Origin of the sequence: Massilia yuzhufengensis (assembly GCF_900112225.1) — a bacterium.
Taxonomy (GTDB): Bacteria; Pseudomonadota; Gammaproteobacteria; order Burkholderiales; family Burkholderiaceae_D; genus Telluria; species Telluria yuzhufengensis.
In genome coordinates, this window is record NZ_FOLD01000011.1 from 11,709 (window position 1) to 28,102 (window position 16,394).

General features: G+C 67.4%; 12 protein-coding genes. 7 read left to right on the forward strand and 5 right to left on the reverse strand.

What is annotated here, in order from left to right; all coding sequences use genetic code 11:
* Nucleotides 1-7: 7 nt before the first annotated feature.
* The 3 genes from BM031_RS11200 to BM031_RS11210 all read left to right on the forward strand — a co-directional run bounded on the left by BM031_RS11200 (nucleotide 8) and on the right by BM031_RS11210 (nucleotide 4,345).
* Entirely contained in the window at nucleotides 8-2,551 is a 2,544-nt protein-coding gene (locus tag BM031_RS11200; protein WP_229408794.1) for an ABC transporter permease, read from the forward strand.
* Nucleotides 2,552-2,614: 63 nt separating this feature from the next.
* The gene (locus BM031_RS11205) at nucleotides 2,615-3,019 is read left to right on the forward strand and encodes a group II truncated hemoglobin (protein WP_091874657.1); all 405 of its coding nucleotides are present in this window, start codon (nucleotides 2,615-2,617) and stop codon (nucleotides 3,017-3,019) included.
* A gap of 3 nt (nucleotides 3,020-3,022) precedes the next feature.
* Complete coding sequence (locus tag BM031_RS11210; protein ID WP_091874658.1) at nucleotides 3,023-4,345, forward strand: DNA recombination protein RmuC; 1,323 nt, start codon at nucleotides 3,023-3,025, stop codon at nucleotides 4,343-4,345.
* Between the two features lie 99 nt (nucleotides 4,346-4,444).
* Here the strand turns inward: BM031_RS11210 and moeA are convergent, their stop codons facing one another.
* From moeA to BM031_RS11230, 4 genes are all read right to left on the reverse strand, one after another.
* Complete coding sequence (moeA, locus tag BM031_RS11215) at nucleotides 4,445-6,316, reverse strand: molybdopterin molybdotransferase MoeA (protein WP_091874659.1); 1,872 nt, start codon at nucleotides 6,314-6,316, stop codon at nucleotides 4,445-4,447.
* Nucleotides 6,317-6,329: 13 nt separating this feature from the next.
* Complete coding sequence (gene moaA, locus BM031_RS11220) at nucleotides 6,330-7,439, reverse strand: GTP 3',8-cyclase MoaA (protein WP_091874660.1); 1,110 nt, start codon at nucleotides 7,437-7,439, stop codon at nucleotides 6,330-6,332.
* Entirely contained in the window at nucleotides 7,432-8,742 is a 1,311-nt protein-coding gene (chrA, locus tag BM031_RS11225; protein ID WP_091874661.1) for a chromate efflux transporter, read from the reverse strand. Before chrA ends, moaA begins: the two co-directional genes overlap by 8 nt.
* 268 nt (nucleotides 8,743-9,010) lie before the next feature.
* The gene (locus tag BM031_RS11230; protein WP_091874662.1) at nucleotides 9,011-12,013 is read right to left on the reverse strand and encodes an Rne/Rng family ribonuclease; all 3,003 of its coding nucleotides are present in this window, start codon (nucleotides 12,011-12,013) and stop codon (nucleotides 9,011-9,013) included.
* 675 nt (nucleotides 12,014-12,688) lie between these two features.
* On the opposite strand from BM031_RS11230, the gene BM031_RS11235 reads away from it, so the two are divergent.
* The 4 genes from BM031_RS11235 to BM031_RS11250 are packed head-to-tail and all read left to right on the forward strand — an operon-like array spanning nucleotide 12,689 to nucleotide 15,799.
* On the forward strand, nucleotides 12,689-13,678 hold the full coding sequence (locus tag BM031_RS11235) for an RluA family pseudouridine synthase (protein WP_229408796.1): 990 nt from the start codon (nucleotides 12,689-12,691) through the stop codon (nucleotides 13,676-13,678).
* Between the two features lie 58 nt (nucleotides 13,679-13,736).
* Complete coding sequence (locus BM031_RS11240; protein ID WP_091874664.1) at nucleotides 13,737-14,396, forward strand: HAD-IIIA family hydrolase; 660 nt, start codon at nucleotides 13,737-13,739, stop codon at nucleotides 14,394-14,396.
* Between the two features lie 2 nt (nucleotides 14,397-14,398).
* Nucleotides 14,399-14,785 (forward strand): Rieske (2Fe-2S) protein, encoded by a 387-nt coding sequence (locus BM031_RS11245; protein WP_091874665.1) that lies wholly within the window; start codon nucleotides 14,399-14,401, stop codon nucleotides 14,783-14,785.
* 12 nt (nucleotides 14,786-14,797) lie between these two features.
* Nucleotides 14,798-15,799 (forward strand): S49 family peptidase, encoded by a 1,002-nt coding sequence (locus BM031_RS11250; protein WP_091874666.1) that lies wholly within the window; start codon nucleotides 14,798-14,800, stop codon nucleotides 15,797-15,799.
* A 222-nt stretch (nucleotides 15,800-16,021) separates the two neighbouring features.
* Here BM031_RS11250 and BM031_RS11255 read toward each other — a convergent pair whose 3' ends face one another.
* Complete coding sequence (locus BM031_RS11255; RefSeq protein WP_091874667.1) at nucleotides 16,022-16,363, reverse strand: hypothetical protein; 342 nt, start codon at nucleotides 16,361-16,363, stop codon at nucleotides 16,022-16,024.
* Between the last annotated feature and the right edge of the window lie 31 nt (nucleotides 16,364-16,394).

Consider the following 16,394-nt stretch of genomic DNA (forward strand, 5'->3'; position numbering starts at 1 on the left):
ACGCCGCATGCGCTTTTCTGCCTTCCGCCAGTCCCTCCGCATGACCGCTCGCGACTGGCGCGCGGGCGAGCTGCGCTTCCTGCTGGTGGCCCTCATCATTGCCGTGTCGGCCCTGTCCTCGGTGGGCTTTTTCATCGACCGCATGCGCGCGGGCCTGAACCGCGACGCCCACCAGCTGCTCGGCGCCGACCTGCTGGTCAATGCCGACGACCCGATCCAGAAGGGCTGGCGCGAGGAAGCGCGCCGGCGCGGCCTGCTGGTGGCCGAGACGGTCACCTTCCAGAGCATGGCGCAGGCGGGACAAGGCGACGCCTCGAGCGCGCAGCTGGCGGCGGTGAAGGCCGTCTCCAGCGGCTATCCGCTGCGCGGCCAGCTCACCCTTACAACCGACCCGGAGCAAGCCAGCCGCGCCCTCGGCCAGAAGACCACCGCCACCCCGACACCGGGCACGGTCTGGGTCGACGCCAACCTGCTGCCGGCGCTGCGCACCAGCGTCGGCGCCACCATCCAGCTGGGCGACAAGCAGTTCCGCATCGCCCAGCTGATCGCCACCGAGCCCGATAAAGGCGCCTCGTTCGCCAACTTCGCGCCGCGCGTGATGCTGTCGCTGGAAGACCTGGCGGCTACCGGCCTGGTGGACGATTTCTCGCGCGTGAGCTACCGGATGCAGGTCGCCTCGCCCTCCAGGAACGACATGCGCGCGGTCGTCGCCTACGAGAAATGGCTGCGCGCCGACATCGCCGCGCGCAACGTGCGCGGCGTGCGGATCGAAACGCTCGAAAACGGCCGCCCCGAAATGAGGGCCACGCTGGACCGCGCCGACAGCTTCCTGTCCTTGGTCGGCCTGCTGTCGGCGATGCTCGCCGCGGTGGCCGTGGCGATGGCGGCGCGCCGCTTCATGCAGCGCCACCTCGACGCCTGCGCAATGCTGCGCTGCCTGGGCATGACCCAAAACCAGGTCGGCGCCATGTACCTGATCGAATTCGCCATCGTCGGCCTGGTGGGCAGCCTGCTGGGCGTGCTGGTCGGCTTCGGCGCCCACTTCATCTTGCTGGAACTGATCGGCAGCCTGCTGCCGCCCGACCTGCCTCCGGTCTCGCTGTTGCCGGCGCTGCAGGGCGTCGCCACCGGCATGCTGCTGCTGGTCGGCTTCGCGCTGCCGCCGGTGCTCCAGCTGCGCAACGTGCCGCACAACCGCGTCATCCGGCGCGAGCAGGCGGCCCCGCAGCCGCTGGCGCTGGCCACCTACGGCCTGGGCGTCGGCGTGTTCCTGGCGCTGCTGCTGTGGCAGGCCGGCGACACGAAACTGGCCCTGATGACGGCCGGCGGCTTCCTCGGCGGCCTGGGCGTGTTTGCCCTGGTGGCCTGGCTCGGCCTGCGCCTGCTGCGGCGCCTGCGCGGTGTGTCGAGCAACCAGAGCTGGCGCTTCGCCATCACTTCGCTGCAGCGCCGCCCCGGCGCCACCGTGGTGCAGGTGGTGTCGCTGTCGCTGGGCCTGATGGCGCTGCTGCTGCTCACCGTGGTGCGCGGCGACCTGATGTCGGCCTGGCGCATGGCCACGCCGCCGGACGCGCCGAACCGCTTCATCATCAATATCCAGCCCGACCAGGCGCCCGGCGTCGAGCGCCAGCTGGTGGGCGCCGGCGTCAAGAACGTGCTGCTGTACCCGATGATCCGCGGCCGCCTGACGGCGATCAACGGCAAGCAGCTCACCCGGGACACCTACCAGAACGGCGAGGCGCGCCGGATGGCCGAGCGCGAGTTCAACCTGTCCACGGTGGCCGACCTGCCGGAAACGAACGAAGTCGTCGCCGGCAGCTGGTACCGGGACGCACCGGGCGTGGCCGAAGCGTCGGTGGAACAGAAGCTGGCCGGCACGCTCGGGCTCAAGCTGGGCGACACCATGCGCTTCGACATGGGCGGCATGCCGGTCGAGGCAAAGGTGACCAGCCTGCGCAAGCTGGAATGGGGCACGATGCGGGCCAACTTCTTCGTCATCATCAATCCCGCGGCGATGGCGAACGCGCCCAAGAGCTACATGACCGCCTTCCATCTCCCCGGTAGTGCGGGCAAGCTGACCAACACGCTCACCCGCGAATACCCGAACCTGTCGGTGATCGACGTCTCCGGCATCATCCGCCAGCTGCAGGAAGTGCTCGACCAGGTGGTGGTGGCGGTCGAGTTCCTGTTCATGTTCACGCTGGCTTCGGGCGTGCTGGTGCTGTATGCGGCGCTGATGGGATCGCAGTCCGAGCGCACCCGCGAGGGAGGGCTGCTGCGCGCGCTGGGCGCCACCCGCGGCCAGCTGGCGACGGCGCAGCGGATCGAGTTCGTGCTGGTGGGCAGCCTGTCGGGCGTGCTGGCGGCCAGCGGCGCGGCCCTGATGGGCTGGGTGCTGGCCGAATACGTGTTCAAGTTCGCCTGGCGCTTCGAACCCGGCGTGTGGCTGGCCGGGGTCGTGGTGGGCGCGCTGTGCGCGCTGGTGGGCGGCTGGCTGGGCCTGCGCAGCGTGCTGCGCCAGCCGCCGCTGCAGACCCTGCGCGAAGCGTAAGGGCTTGTAACAGCGGCCTTGCCGGGGTGGCCAGGTGCTGCCCCGGCGCGCTATCATGGCGCCATGCCTGAATCGAACACTCCCGAGCCGCAAACCTTGTACGACGTGATGGGCGGCGCCAGCCGCCTGCGCGAACTGGTCGACCGCTTCTACGACCTGATGGAACTGGAGCCGGAATTCGCCGGCATCCACGCCCTGCACCCGAAACCCAACGACAGCTCGCGCGAGAAGCTGTTCATGTTCCTGTCCGGATGGACCGGCGGCCCCGACCTGTTCGTGGAACGCCATGGCCACCCGCGCCTGCGCGCGCGCCACCTGCCGTTCGCCATCGGCACGAGCGAGCGCGACCAGTGGCTGCGCGCGATGGCGTGGGCGATGGAAGACCTGGGCTACGACGAGGCCCTGCGCATGCGCCTGATGCAGTCGTTCTACCAGACCGCCGACTGGATGCGGAACAAGGCCGACTGACCCATGGGCCCCGTCGAACTCCTGATCCTGCTGGCGCTGCTGGTCGTCATCGTCCTGCAGCTGCTGCTCCTGAACCGCGCCCGCAACGCCGGCGACGGCCGCCACATCGAACGCCTCGAACGCGAACTGCGGGGCGAGCTGCAAAGTTCCGCCCAGGCCACGCGCCAGGAAGTGGCGGGGCACATGGGCCAGTACCATGGCGCCGCCGTCCAGCAATTCGACAGCATGCGCCAGCAGATGCAGCTGCAGTCGAGCAGCGGCCGCGAAGAGCAGGCCCGCTCGCTCAAGCGCTTCGCCGACACGCTGCAGCAGACCCTGGCCAATCTCACCGAATCGAACGCCCAGCGCATGCTCGAAGTGCGCGGCACGCTGGAAACCAAGATCCGCGACCTCCAGCTCGACAACGCCAAGCGCCTCGAAGAAATGCGCCAGACGGTCGACGAAAAACTGCACGCCACGCTGGAAACGCGCCTGACCGAATCCTTCCGCCAGGTGAGCGAGCGCCTGGAAAAAGTGCACCAGGGCCTGGGCGAGATGCAGCAGCTGGCCATCGGCGTGGGGGACCTGAAACGCGTGCTCACCAACGTCAAGACCCGCGGCACCTGGGGCGAAGTGCAGCTGGAAATGCTGCTCGAGCAGGTACTCACCGTGGACCAGTACGCGAAGAACGTCGAGACCATTGCCGGCAGCGGCGCACGGGTGGAATTCGCGATCAAGCTGCCGGGCGTGGTCGACGGCGGCGCGCCATTGTGGCTGCCGATCGACGCCAAGTTCCCGAAGGAGCAGTACGAACGCCTGCTGGAAGCGGCCGACAGCGCCGACGCCGACGGCGTGGCGCGCTACGGCGCCGAACTCGAACGCGCGGTGCGGCTGGAAGCCAAGACCATCTGCGAGAAGTACGTGTCGCCGCCGGCCACCACGGATTTCGCGATCCTGTTCCTGCCCACCGAGGGCCTGTATGCGGAAGTGATGCGCCGGCCTGGCCTGGCGGACGACCTGCAGCGCACCCTGCGGGTGTCGATCGCCGGCCCGTCGACCTTGTCGGCACTGCTCAACAGCCTGCAGATGGGTTTCCGCACGCTGGCGCTGGAAAAGCGCTCGTCCGAGGTGTGGCAGGTGCTGGGCGCGGTGAAGACCGAGTTCACCAAGTTCGGCGATGTGCTGGCCACCACCAGGGCGACCCTGGAGAAGGCCGCGCGCAACATCGAAAGCGCCGAGGTGCGCAGCCGCGCGATGGCGAAGAAGCTCAAATCGGTGGAAGCGCTGCCGACCGAGGCGGCGCAGCTGATGCTGGGTACCGACCGCGCCGATGGCGAGGAATCGTAGGGTGGCCGGCTACGCCGGCCGCGCGTCCACACCACGTCTGAACCGAGGCGCAGCTTGACCTGATACCGGTTCAATGCGCGGTCGGCAGAGCCGACCACCCTACATCAAGCCCTCGAAGACCAACACGTCGACCATGTCTCCAGACCTGACGTTGCCCTGCTCGTCGTGCAGCACCACCATGCAGTTCGCCTCCGACATCGAGCGCAGGATGCCGGAACCCTGCGAGCCGGTGATCCGCACTTCCGGCTGGCCATCCGCGCCGGTTGACAGGATGCCGCGCTGGTATTCGGTGCGGCCCGGTTTCTTGCGGATCGCCACGCCCGAGCGCGCGCGCAGCAGCGGCAGCGGGGCCTCGGCCCCCATCATGCGCAGCAGCGCCTCGCGCGCGAAGAAGTAGAACGACACCATCACCGCCACCGGGTTGCCCGGTAACCCGAACAGGAAGGCGCTGCGCCCGTTCGAGGCGATGCGCCCGAACGCCAGCGGCCGCCCGGGGCGCATCCCGATCTTCCAGAAGGTGACGTCCCCGAGCTTGGACATCACCTGCTTGGTGTAGTCGGCCGCCCCCACCGACACGCCGCCCGAGGTAATGATGGCGTCGGCGTTCTCGCAGGCGCTGCGCAGGGCCTGTTCCAGCGCCTGCGGGTCGTCGCGCACCACGCCCATGTCGATGACATCCACGCCCAGGCGCTGCAGCATGCCGTAGATGGTGTAGCGGTTGCTGTCGTAGACGCAGCCTTCGGCTAGCGGCTCGCCGACCGAGCGCAGCTCGTCGCCGGTGGAAAAGAAGGCGACGCGCAGGCGGCGCTGCACCGCGACTTCGGGAATGCCGAGCGAAGCGAGCATGCCCAGGTCGGGCGGGCGCACCACGCGGCCGCGCTGCAGGGCGGCGCTGCCGGCCTTCAGGTCTTCGCCGGCGAAGCGGCGGTTGTCTCCAAGGCGGATCACGCCGGCGGGCAGGGTGACCGAGTCGCCATCCTGGGTGACGAATTCCTGCGGCACCACGCTGTCGCAGCCGGCGGGCATGACGCCGCCAGTCATGATGCGCACGCACTCCCCAGGGCCTGGGACCAGACCGGAGGGGCTCCCGGCAAAGGCGCTGCCGATCACGCGCAGGCTCACCGGGGCGTCGCTGCGCAGGTCGGCGCCGCGCAGCGCGAAGCCATCCATCGCCGAATTGTCGTGCGCCGGCACGTCGATGGGCGAGATCACGTCCTGCGCCAGCACCCGGCCGAGGGCGGCGCGCAGCGCCACCTTTTCAATGGCGCGCACCGGCTGGACGAAGTCGCGGATGACGCGCTGGGCGTCGCGCACGGGCAGGGCGTCCGGGTCGTAGCCCGACAGGCAGCTGACCACTTTTGCCAGGCTCGGCGGCAGGGTGTCGTCCAGCCCGTGCAGCTCTTCCAGGGTGTTGATGTTGCGGAACGCGTCGCCATCCTCGAACAGCACCTCGACCGCCTTCAGGTCCTTGTACCAGCCGTCCACCCGGCGCCCGCCTTCGGCCAGGTAGCGCGACAGTTCCGCGAGGCGGCTCGCCTTGACCAGGCAGAACACCGGATGCGCTTGCGGGCGCATTCCCCCTTCCTGCGTGGCCGCGAAGGCGACGTCGGCATCCGCATCCTCGACGGCGGCGGCGAGCCGCACGGCCAGGTCATGCGGCAGGAATGGCGAATCGCAGGGCACCGCCAGCAGCCACGGCGTGGCGCAGTGGCGCAGCCCCGCTTCGATGCCGGCCAGCGGGCCCGCGAAGCCCGGCGTTTCATCGGCCCACACGGGCGCGGCCAGTTCCAGCCAGGCGTCCAGGTTGCGGTTGGCGTTGACCATGACCGAGCCCACCTGCGGCAGCAGGCGCTCGATCACGTGCTGGGCCATGGTACTGCCGCGGAAAGGTTGCAGGCCCTTGTCGGCATTGCCCATGCGCGAGCCGCGTCCGCCCGCCAGGATGAGTCCCGTGATCGCTTTTTTATCCATCGTCTTTTCTCGTCTAGCCGCCGATATAGGACATCTCGACCTTCTTGGCGCCGCGCTGGAGGCCGGCGGTATCGATGGTGCGGGTTTCCGAATAGCGGTCGGTGCGCCCGCGCCACAGCTGGGCCACGGCGCCGGACAGTTCAAGGTCTGGGCGGCTGCTGCGCAGCAGCGCGCGCAAATCGTGGCCGCGGGTGGCGAACAGGCAGGTGTACAGCTTGCCCTCGGTGGACAGGCGCAGCCGGCTGCAGTCGTGGCAGAAGGCCTGGGTGACGCTGGAGATCACGCCCACTTCGCCGCTGCCGTCGAGGTAGCGCCAGCGCGCGGCGGTCTCGCCCGTGTAGTTCGGCGCGCTGGGGGCCAGCGGCAGCTCGGCGCCGATGCGGCGAATGACTTCGGCGGAAGGGATGACTTCATCCATGTTCCAGCCATTGGACGCGCCCACGTCCATGTATTCGATGAAGCGCAGGATGAAGGGCGAACCCTTGAAGTGGCGCGCCATGGGCAGGATCTGGCTGTCGTTGGTGCCGCGCTTGACTACCATATTGACCTTGACCGGCCCCAGCCCCGCGGCGTGCGCCGCGTCCAGCCCGTGCAGCACGTCGGCCACCGCGAAGTCGACGTCGTTCATCTGGCGAAACACGGTGTCGTCGAGCGCGTCGAGCGAGACGGTCACCCGGTCCAGGCCCGCATCCTTGAGTGCGCGCGCCTTGCGCGCCAGCAGCGAGCCGTTGGTGGTGAGGGTGAGGTCGAGCGGGCGGCCGCTGGGCGTGGGCAGGGCGCGCAGCATGCCTACCAGGCGTTCGAGGTGCTTGCGCAGCAGCGGCTCGCCGCCGGTCAGGCGGATCTTTTCCACCCCGTGGGCGATGAAGATGCGCGCCACGCGGGTGATTTCCTCGAAGGACAGCAGGTCGCTGTGCGGCAGGTAGGCGTAGTCCTTGTCGAACACTTCCTTCGGCATGCAGTACACACAGCGGAAATTGCAGCGGTCGGTGACCGAAATGCGCAAGTCGTGCAAGGGCCGGCCGAGCGTGTCGAGCAGCAGTCCGCTGGGCGCATCCGGCGCGGCGGGCACGGCCAGCGCAGGCGAGCGCAGGTCATTGATCGGGATGATTTTTTCAAGCATGCCAATACGATAGCACGAGCCCCGCCAGCGCACAGGCGGCGATCAGGCTGATGGGCCCGACCCGGTAGCGCAGCAGGGCGACGCTGGCCGCAAGCCCGATCGCGATGGCCGCCGGTTGCAGCTGGCCACCGGCGAAAAACACGTGCTGGCCGAAGAACGCGGCCAGGCTGGCCACGACGCCCACCACGGCGGCCGAGATGGCGGTCAGCGGCGCGGTAAGGCGTACATTGCCGCGCCCCGACTCGACCAGCGGCCCGCCGGCCAGGATGAACACGAAGGACGGTAAAAAAGTAAACAGCGCCGCCACCAGCGCGCCGGCGATGCCGGCCAGGGGCAGGGCAGCGGGACCGAACAGCGCATGGGTCCAGCCGCCCACGAAACCGACGAAGGCCACGATCATGATCAAGGGCCCGGGGGTGGTTTCGCCCAGCGCCAGAGCGTCGATCATCTGCGCCGCGCTCAGCCAGCCATACTTTTCCACCGCGCCCTGCACCACGTAGGGCAGCACGGCGTAGGCGCCGCCAAAGCTCATCAGGGCCGCCTTGGTGAAGAACCAGCCCATGCGCGCCAGCGCGCCGTCCACGCCGTAGAGGGCGGCCAGCGCCAGCCAGGCGCCGAGCATCAGCAGGATGCCGATGCAGGCCGCCTTGAGCAGCCGGCGCAGCGAGAAGCGGGCGTGGGCGGGCGTGGGCGTGTCGTCGTCGATCACGGCGGGCCCATCGTGCTTGCGGTCGGTTGGATGGCCGCCGCCCGGATGGAAGCGGTCGGGGGCCAGCCTTGCGCCAATGAAGCCGGCGGTGGCCGCGGCCAGCACGATCAGCGGGAAGGGCACGTCGAACGCGGCGATGGCGATGAAGGCCAGCGCGGCGATGGCGGCCAGGGCGCCGTTCCTCAGCGTGCGGCTGCCGATGCGCCAGGCGGCGCCGATGACGATGGCCACCACCGCCGGCTTGATGCCGGCCATGATGCCGGCAATGGCCGGCAGGTGGCCCCAGGCCAGGTAGATCCAGGACAGCCCGATAAGCAGCAGCAGCGAGGGCAGGATGAACAGCAGCCCGGCCAGGATCCCGCCCAGGGTGCGGTGCAGCAGCCAGCCGATGTAGACCGCCAGCTGGGTTGCTTCCGGGCCGGGCAGCAGCATGCAGTAGTTCAGCGCGTGCAGGAAGCGCTGCTCCGAGATCCAGCGCCGGCGCTCGACCAGTTCGCTGTGCATCAGCGCGATCTGACCGGCGGGGCCGCCGAAGCTGATGAAGCCGAGTTTGAACCAGAAGAGCAGGGCGTCGCGGAAGGGGATGGGGGGCATGGGGGGATGCTAACGCAACAATGTGACGGGGTGTTTGCTTTGGGGCTTCGGTGGGGAAATTGGGCGAAACAATGCCGAGGGCATTGTTTCGGCCTTCGCCGGGACGACGTGCTGGCGGAGTGGGCAAATAGTTGCCAGTATTCTTTGCACTACCCGTAAGACCGTCGTTCCGGCGAAGGCCGGAACCCAAGTTCGTCGCACACCTCGCGCCCAAAATAAAAAAAGGGAAGCCGAAGCTCCCCTTTTTATCCGTCAAGCAAACAACGCTTTACTGACGCGTATCCACCTGCACCAGCGGCTCGCTCACCGGCGCCTGCACCGGCTTGCGGGCACGGCCGACGCGTTGCGGCGGGTTGGCTTGCGCGGCGGCTTCCTGGGCCGCGCGCAGCTTTTCAGGATCGGTCGAGGCGAGCTGCAGACCCGCTTCGGACAGCGCGGCGCTCAGGTCGGCCGGCGCCTGGGTAGGGGCCGGGGCAGGCGCGGCGGCTACTGGCGCAGGCGCGGCTTCGACTGGCGCTGGCGCTTGCGCTGCCGGTGCCTCGATCACTGGCGCCGGTGCCGGCGCTGCCTCGACGACCGGTGCGACCGGAGCCGGTGCAACCGTCATCGACGCGGCGGTCGGGAACACCCATGGCGCCGGTTCCGCTGCTGCGACAGGCGCTGGCGCCGGAGCAGGTGCGGCCGGCGCAGGCGCTGCCGCAGCCGGGGCCGGTGCAGGTATGGCGACGACGACTGGTGCGGCTTCGGCCTTCGCCTTGGCGGCCATCGATGCCGAGGTCGGGAAGATCCACGGCGCCGGTTCGGTCGATGCTGGCGTGCCCTTCGGCGCGCCGGCTTTCGCTTCGGCGGCTACCTTGGCGGCTTCTTCGTCGGCGACCGGCGTGAAGGCTGGTGCGCCTTCGGTGCCTTCCGTCGATTCGACGCCTTCCGCTTCACGGTCGCGGCGGTTGCGGTTGCGGCCACCGCGGCGGCGGCGGCGGCGCGGCTCGTCGCCTTCGCCATCGATTTCCTCGCCGTCCGGGCCGGTAGAGGCCACTTTCACCGCGTGTTCCAGCGCGTCGCCGTGCGGGGTGGTGGTGGACAGTTCGTGCTCGTCCAGCGGGGCCGGGACGGCGTGCAGTTTCAGTTCTTCCGACTTCGCTTCGACCGGCTGGGCGGCGGCGCGCTCGCTGCGCTCGCCACGTTCACGCGGCTGGCGCGGTGCGCGTTCCTTGCGCTCGCCCGGCTCGCCACGTTCGGCGCGCGGAGCGGCCGGTGCGGCGCCCTCGACCTGCTCACGCGGCTCGCGTGGCTGGCGCGGCGGACGCGGTTCGCGTGGCGGACGCGCCGGCTTGGCTTCCAGATCGGCTGCCTTGGCGACGTCATCGGCCTTGCCACCCTCTTCACGATCGCGGCCGCCCTTGGCGCCACGCGGGTTGCGGGTGCGCTGGCCACGGCTGTTGCGGTCGCCACGCTCGCCACCGGCTGGCGCCGCAGGCTTGTCGGCCACGACCGGGGCCGGGGCAGGGGCCGGCACGACCGGTGCGCCCATGAAGAAGTTGCGGATGCGGGCGAAGAAACCGGTCTCGGCAGGTGCTGCGGCAACCGGTGCCGGTGCGGCGCTGGCCGGGGCGGCGGTCTTGACCGGCTTGGCGGTTTCGCTGCGATCGACCAGCGGGGCCGGCTGGGCCGGGGTGATGGTCTTGACGACGGCTTCCTGGCGCGGCTTGGCTTCTTCCTTCTGGCGCTTGGCGTAGGCCATGTCGGTGTCGGCAGCCGACTCCGCCATGGTGTAGCTGGCGTGAGCGTCTTCCAGGCGCGGGTCGTCGTGCTTGATGCGCTCGAGCTTGTAGTGCGGCGTGTCCAGGTGCTTGTTCGGGATCAGGATCACGGTGATGCGGTGGCGGTTCTCGATCTTGAGCACTTCGCCGCGTTTTTCATTCAACAGGAAGGCGGCGACGTCGACCGGGACCTGCACGTGGATCGCGGCCGAATTCTCTTTCATGGCCTCTTCCTGGATGATGCGCAGGACTTGCAGGGCCGAGGATTCGGTATCGCGGATGTGGCCGGTGCCCGAGCAGCGCGGGCAAGTCACGTGCGAGCCTTCCGACAGCGATGGACGCAGGCGCTGGCGCGACAGTTCCATGAGGCCGAAGCGCGAGATCTTGCCCATCTGGACGCGTGCACGGTCATGGTGCAGGGCGTCCTTCAGGCGGGTTTCCACCTCGCGCTGGTTCTTGGCCACTTCCATGTCGATGAAGTCGATCACGATCAGGCCGCCCAGGTCGCGCAGGCGCAGCTGGCGCGCCACTTCGTCGGCGGCTTCGCAGTTGGTGTTGAAGGCGGTCGTTTCGATGTCGGAGCCGCGCGTGGCGCGCGCCGAGTTGACGTCGATGGACACCAGGGCTTCGGTGTGGTCGATGACGATCGCGCCGCCCGATGGCAGCGGCACGGTGCGCGCGTAGGCGGTCTCGATCTGGTGTTCGATCTGGAAGCGCGAGAACAGCGGCACGTCGTCGCTGTAGCGCTTCACGCGGTGCGCCATGTCGGGCATCACGTGCGACATGAACTGCTGCGCCTGTTCGTAGATGTCGTCGGTGTCGATCAGGACTTCGCCGATGTCGGGCTGGAAGTAGTCGCGGATCGCGCGGATGACCAGCGACGACTCTTGATAGATCAGGAAGGCGCCCGTGGCCGACTTGCCGGCGCCTTCGATCGCGCGCCACAGCTGCATCAGGTAGTTCAGGTCCCACTGCAGTTCTTCGACGTTGCGGCCGATGCCGGCGGTGCGGGCGATCACCGACATGCCCTGCGGCAGGTCGAGCTTGTCCATGGTCTCGCGCAGTTCCTGGCGCTCTTCGCCTTCGACACGGCGCGACACGCCGCCGCCGCGCGGGTTGTTCGGCATCAGGACCAGGTAGCGGCCCGCCAGCGAAATGAACGAGGTCAGGGCAGCGCCCTTGTTGCCGCGCTCTTCCTTCTCGACCTGGACCATGATTTCCTGGCCTTCGCGCAGCGCTTCCTTGATGGTGCAGTTGCGCACGTCCACGCCGTCACGGAAATACGTGCGGGCGACTTCTTTGAAGGGGAGGAAGCCGTGGCGGTCTTCGCCGTAGCTGACGAAGCAGGCTTCGAGGGAGGGTTCGATACGGGTGATGACACCCTTGTAGATATTGGACTTGCGCTGCTCTCGTCCGGCTGTCTCAATGTCGATGTCGATCAGTTTTTGTCCATCGACGATCGCTACGCGCAGCTCTTCTTGCTGCGTAGCATTAAACAACATACGTTTCATTTTTATTAACTCCGCGGCCCGGGGGCCGTGTCATGCCCCGTTTGTAAGACGCGGCGAGGTACAGGGATGTACGCGGAGAAGGGAGCGTTGGAGGGGGGAATACCCGGGCGTGGGGCGCGGCGACGCTACGCGTCGCGGCCGCACAGGGCGCAAATGGAGCCGAACGTCATTGTCTACGCACGCCGCAACCAGCGACTGTCCCGACTGCCACCACGTTGGGGTGGGCACGGCGGAATCAGCGAGGCGGTGTGCAACAACGAGCCAGACCGAGGCAGGCACATACCCCGGGCTTCGAACACCAGGCGATCAATCAGCCTTGACTCGGAAGCCTTCAGGTAATGCCTGCCAGGGGTCAGGCGGAAACGACAAGCGTTATCGACACCATCACCCGGCGAGCCGCCAAAACAGGCGGCTTGCCGGTACTTATCCTTATAGATCCAAACAATCCAATCCTGCACTCATGCGCGCAACCCGATTACAACTGCAGGTGCAACCCTGATTCGCGCCTGAATGTGCGTACACGTTTTTTTTCCATCGATTTCGCACTCGGCGGGGCCGATGGAGCGCGCCCCTGTGTAAAATATCGTTTTAATTCTTACACCAGCAGAGGTTTGACCGCCGCCTGTCGATTATATATTCAAAATGAAGGACTTAGAGAGAATTTCTGGGAAGACAATGCGAACAGCAGTACAGAGCGATGGACCTCCCCCTTCATCACAGCCGGCACTACAGGCCCAGTTCGTCACAATCGGCGAGGAAGAAGCCGGGCAGCGCATCGACAATTACCTGTTGCGCGTCTGCAAAGGCGTACCCAAGAGCCATATTTACCGCATCCTCCGCTCGGGCGAAGTCCGGGTCAACAAGGGCCGCATCGACCAGCTGTACCGGCTCGTTGAAGGCGACCTGGTGCGCATCCCGCCGATCCGCATCGCCGAAAAAAGCAGCAGCCAGGCCGCGCCCGGCGCCGAATTCGCCGTCGTGTTCGAAGACGCGCACCTGCTCGTCATCGACAAGCCCTGCGGCGTGGCCGTGCATGGCGGCTCGGGCATCTCGTATGGGGTGATCGAGCAGTTGCGCGCGGCGCGGCCGGACGCCAAGTTCCTGGAACTGGTGCACCGCCTCGACCGCGAAACCTCGGGCCTGCTGCTCATCGCCAAGAAGCGCTCGGCACTGACCAACCTGCACGACCAGATGCGCGACGGCGTCACCGACAAGCGCTACCTCACGCTGGTGGCGGGCGACTGGACCAACAAGCGCCAGCATGTAAAGCTCCCTTTGCATAAATACACGACCGCCGACGGCGAGCGCCGCGTGGTGGTGCAGGCCGGCGGCCAGGAATCGCACACGGTCTTCAACCTCAAGCGCAAGTGGCCGCATGTCGCCCTGCTCGAAGCCGAGCTCAAGACCGGGCGCACGCACCAGATCCGCGTGCACCTGTCCGCGAGTGGCTTCCCGATCCTGGGCGACGAGAAATACGGCGATTTCGCCCTCAACAAGCAGCTGCAAAAGGCCAACAGCGAGCGCGGCGCGCTCAAGCGGATGTTCCTGCACGCCTACCAGATCACGTTTACGCACCCTGACACGGGCCAGCCGCTGACGCTGCGCGCGCCGCTACCGGCCGAGTGCGACAAATTCTTGGTAAGCTTGGGCCAAGCTATGGCATAAATGCCATTTTTGCATGCACACAAACCATATGGAGCCGGCAGCAGCGCTGCCGACAAGAATGCCAAGAAAGCAATTTGACCTGATCGTGTTCGACTGGGACGGCACACTGATGGACAGCACGGCTGCCATCGTCCGTTGCATCCAGTCCGCCGCGCGCGACCTCGGTCTGCCCGTACCGAGCGATGCCTCGGCCTCGCACGTGATCGGCCTCGGCCTGGCCGAGGCGATGCAGGCCGTGCTGCCGGACATCGACCCCACCCTTTATCCGCGCATGGTGGAGCGCTACCGCTACCACTTCCTTACCAAGGACCATGAGCTGGTGTTGTTCAAGGGCGTGCGCGAGATGCTGAACGACCTCGCGCAGGAAGGTTATTTCCTGGCCGTGGCCACCGGCAAAAGCCGCGTCGGCCTGAACCGCGCGCTGAATGCGGCCGGCCTGCTGAGCACCTTCGACGCTACCCGCTGCGCCGACGAGACATTCTCCAAGCCGCACCCGGCTATGCTGCAGGAACTCACGCGCGAACTGGGCCAGACCCTGTCGCGCACCCTCATGATCGGCGACACCACCCATGACCTCATGATGGCCACCAATGCCGGCGCTTCCGGCGTCGCGGTCGAGTTCGGGGCGCATCCGGTGCACCAGCTGCAGGCCTGCCGCCCCTTGTTCTCGGCCCGCTCGATTCCCGAGCTGCATGCCTGGTTGCTGGAGAACGCGTAAGGATGACGCAAGATCGCGGCCTGTTCGTGTGCGATGCGGCCTTGCTGCTCGAGCGCGGCAAGGGCGTGCGTTTTCCGGTCATTGCCTTCGGGCATCCGGCGACGGGCTTTGTGGTACGGTATGACGGTAAACCTTTTGCTTACCTGAACCGTTGTGCCCATGTGCCGATCGAACTGGACTGGTCGCAGGGCGACTTTTTCGAGTCGAGCGGCTTGTACCTGATGTGCGCCACCCACGGTGCGGTCTACGAGCCCGCTACCGGCAGATGCGCGGGCGGCCCGTGCCGCGGCGGGAAGCTGCGGCCGATCGCCGTGCACGAGCACGAGGGCGGCATCTGGTGGCAGCCCGACGCCATGGTGCGGGCGCCCGCGGAAGGACACGCAGCTTAAATTCTGGAATCTATGAGCGACCAAACGAGTCACGACCATCCAGCCGAGCACAAGCTCGCCACCGACCCCAGCATCGGCAACTGGGAGCGCGCCACGCTCGAGAAGCTGGTGTTCGCCACCGTGCAGGAGCGCCGCTCGGCGCGCCGCTGGGGCATCTTCTTCAAGCTCGGTTTCCTGCTGCTGGGCGTGTTCGCCCTGTGGGCCTACTACGACTTCACGGTGGGCGCCGGCGGCGACGAGAACCTGGGGCGCCACACCGCCTTAATCGAGATTAACGGCGAGATCGAAGCAGAAGGCAGCGGCGCGGCCGATACCGTGATTCCCTCGCTCAACAAGGCCTTCTCCGATTCCGGCTCGGCCGCGGTGGTGCTGCGCATCGACAGTCCTGGCGGCAGCCCGGTGCAGGCCGGCATCATCGTGGATGAAATCCGGCGCCTCAAGCGCGGCTATCCGGACAAGCCGCTGTATGTGGTGGTGGATGAGATCTGCGCCTCGGGCGGCTATTACATCGCCTCGGCGGCCGACCGCATCTATGTGAACAAGGCCTCGATCGTCGGCTCGGTCGGCGTGCTGATGGACAGCTTCGGCTTCACCGGCACCATGGACAAGCTCGGCGTCGAGCGGCGCCTGATGACGGCCGGCGAGAACAAGGGCTTCATGGATCCGTTCAGCCCGCAATCGGACAAGCACAAGGCGCACGCCCAGTCGATGCTCAATGAAATCCACCAGCAGTTCATCTCGGTGGTGCGGGCAGGGCGCGGCAAGCGCCTCAAGGAAACCCCGGAAACCTTCTCGGGCCTCTACTGGACCGGCGCCAAGGCCGTGGAAATGGGCCTGGCCGACGGTTTCGGCACGGTCGACACGGTGGCGCGCGACGTCGTCAAGGCCGAGGACATCGTCGACTACACCGCCCATGAGGGCTTGCCGGAACGTGTGCTGAAGAAATTCGGCGCGGCGGTCGGCAGTGGCGCCATCGATGCCGCCTACAAGGGAACTGTGCCGCGGGTTCGATGACATTTTGCTTGCATCCTGCGGAACATGTTCTATATTGTGTGTAGCGACTTGAAGGCGAGCCGACAACACTGTCAGCCTGGTGTTCACCCGGATCGAGAGGCGCCCCCCACTGCACAGCGGTGCAGCTTCGAGAGAATTCAATTCCTCACAGTTGTGTTCCTTCTCAGGAAGTGGAAACGACGGCTCCGGCCGTCGTTTTCATTTGGCGCTGTCACGGTGGATTCAGGTGCAACTGCCGACCTGCTCGGCATCGCCCCCGGCCACCAGCCGCAGGCCGGTGCTGCGGGAAGGGCGGGGCTGGTCGCGCAGCGGTTCTTCTTCGTACTGGCTGAAGCCGCCGCGGTCGAGCCAGGCCTGGAAATCGCGGCGCGCGGCGCCATACCAGGCCGCGCGCAAGGCAGGGGTAGCGTGGTGCAGGTGGGGAATCTGGCCCCCGTTCTGCCAGCGCGCCAGGGCGAGCCGGGTCGGGAACAGGGCAGCGTGAAAGCGGGCAATCTGGCGGCGCTCGGCAGGATCGGCTGCGAGGGGGAGCGTTCCATCGGTCGGTTGCGCGTTGGTGTGCACGGTCGTGTCCTATTGGTCTGGGCGGAGATCT

Excerpts from the sequence above, each read along its gene's own strand:
- BM031_RS11200 (WP_229408794.1), top strand. The coding sequence starts at position 8 with ATGCGCTTTTCTGCCTTCCGCCAGTCCCTCCGCATGACCGCTCGCGAC.
- BM031_RS11205 (WP_091874657.1), top strand. The coding sequence starts at position 2,615 with ATGCCTGAATCGAACACTCCCGAGCCGCAAACCTTGTACGACGTGATG.
- BM031_RS11210 (WP_091874658.1), top strand. The coding sequence starts at position 3,023 with ATGGGCCCCGTCGAACTCCTGATCCTGCTGGCGCTGCTGGTCGTCATC.
- moeA (WP_091874659.1), bottom strand. The coding sequence starts at position 6,316 with ATGGATAAAAAAGCGATCACGGGACTCATCCTGGCGGGCGGACGCGGC.
- moaA (WP_091874660.1), bottom strand. The coding sequence starts at position 7,439 with ATGCTTGAAAAAATCATCCCGATCAATGACCTGCGCTCGCCTGCGCTG.
- chrA (WP_091874661.1), bottom strand. The coding sequence starts at position 8,742 with ATGCCCCCCATCCCCTTCCGCGACGCCCTGCTCTTCTGGTTCAAACTC.
- BM031_RS11230 (WP_091874662.1), bottom strand. The coding sequence starts at position 12,013 with ATGAAACGTATGTTGTTTAATGCTACGCAGCAAGAAGAGCTGCGCGTA.
- BM031_RS11235 (WP_229408796.1), top strand. The coding sequence starts at position 12,689 with ATGCGAACAGCAGTACAGAGCGATGGACCTCCCCCTTCATCACAGCCG.
- BM031_RS11240 (WP_091874664.1), top strand. The coding sequence starts at position 13,737 with ATGCCAAGAAAGCAATTTGACCTGATCGTGTTCGACTGGGACGGCACA.
- BM031_RS11245 (WP_091874665.1), top strand. The coding sequence starts at position 14,399 with ATGACGCAAGATCGCGGCCTGTTCGTGTGCGATGCGGCCTTGCTGCTC.
- BM031_RS11250 (WP_091874666.1), top strand. The coding sequence starts at position 14,798 with ATGAGCGACCAAACGAGTCACGACCATCCAGCCGAGCACAAGCTCGCC.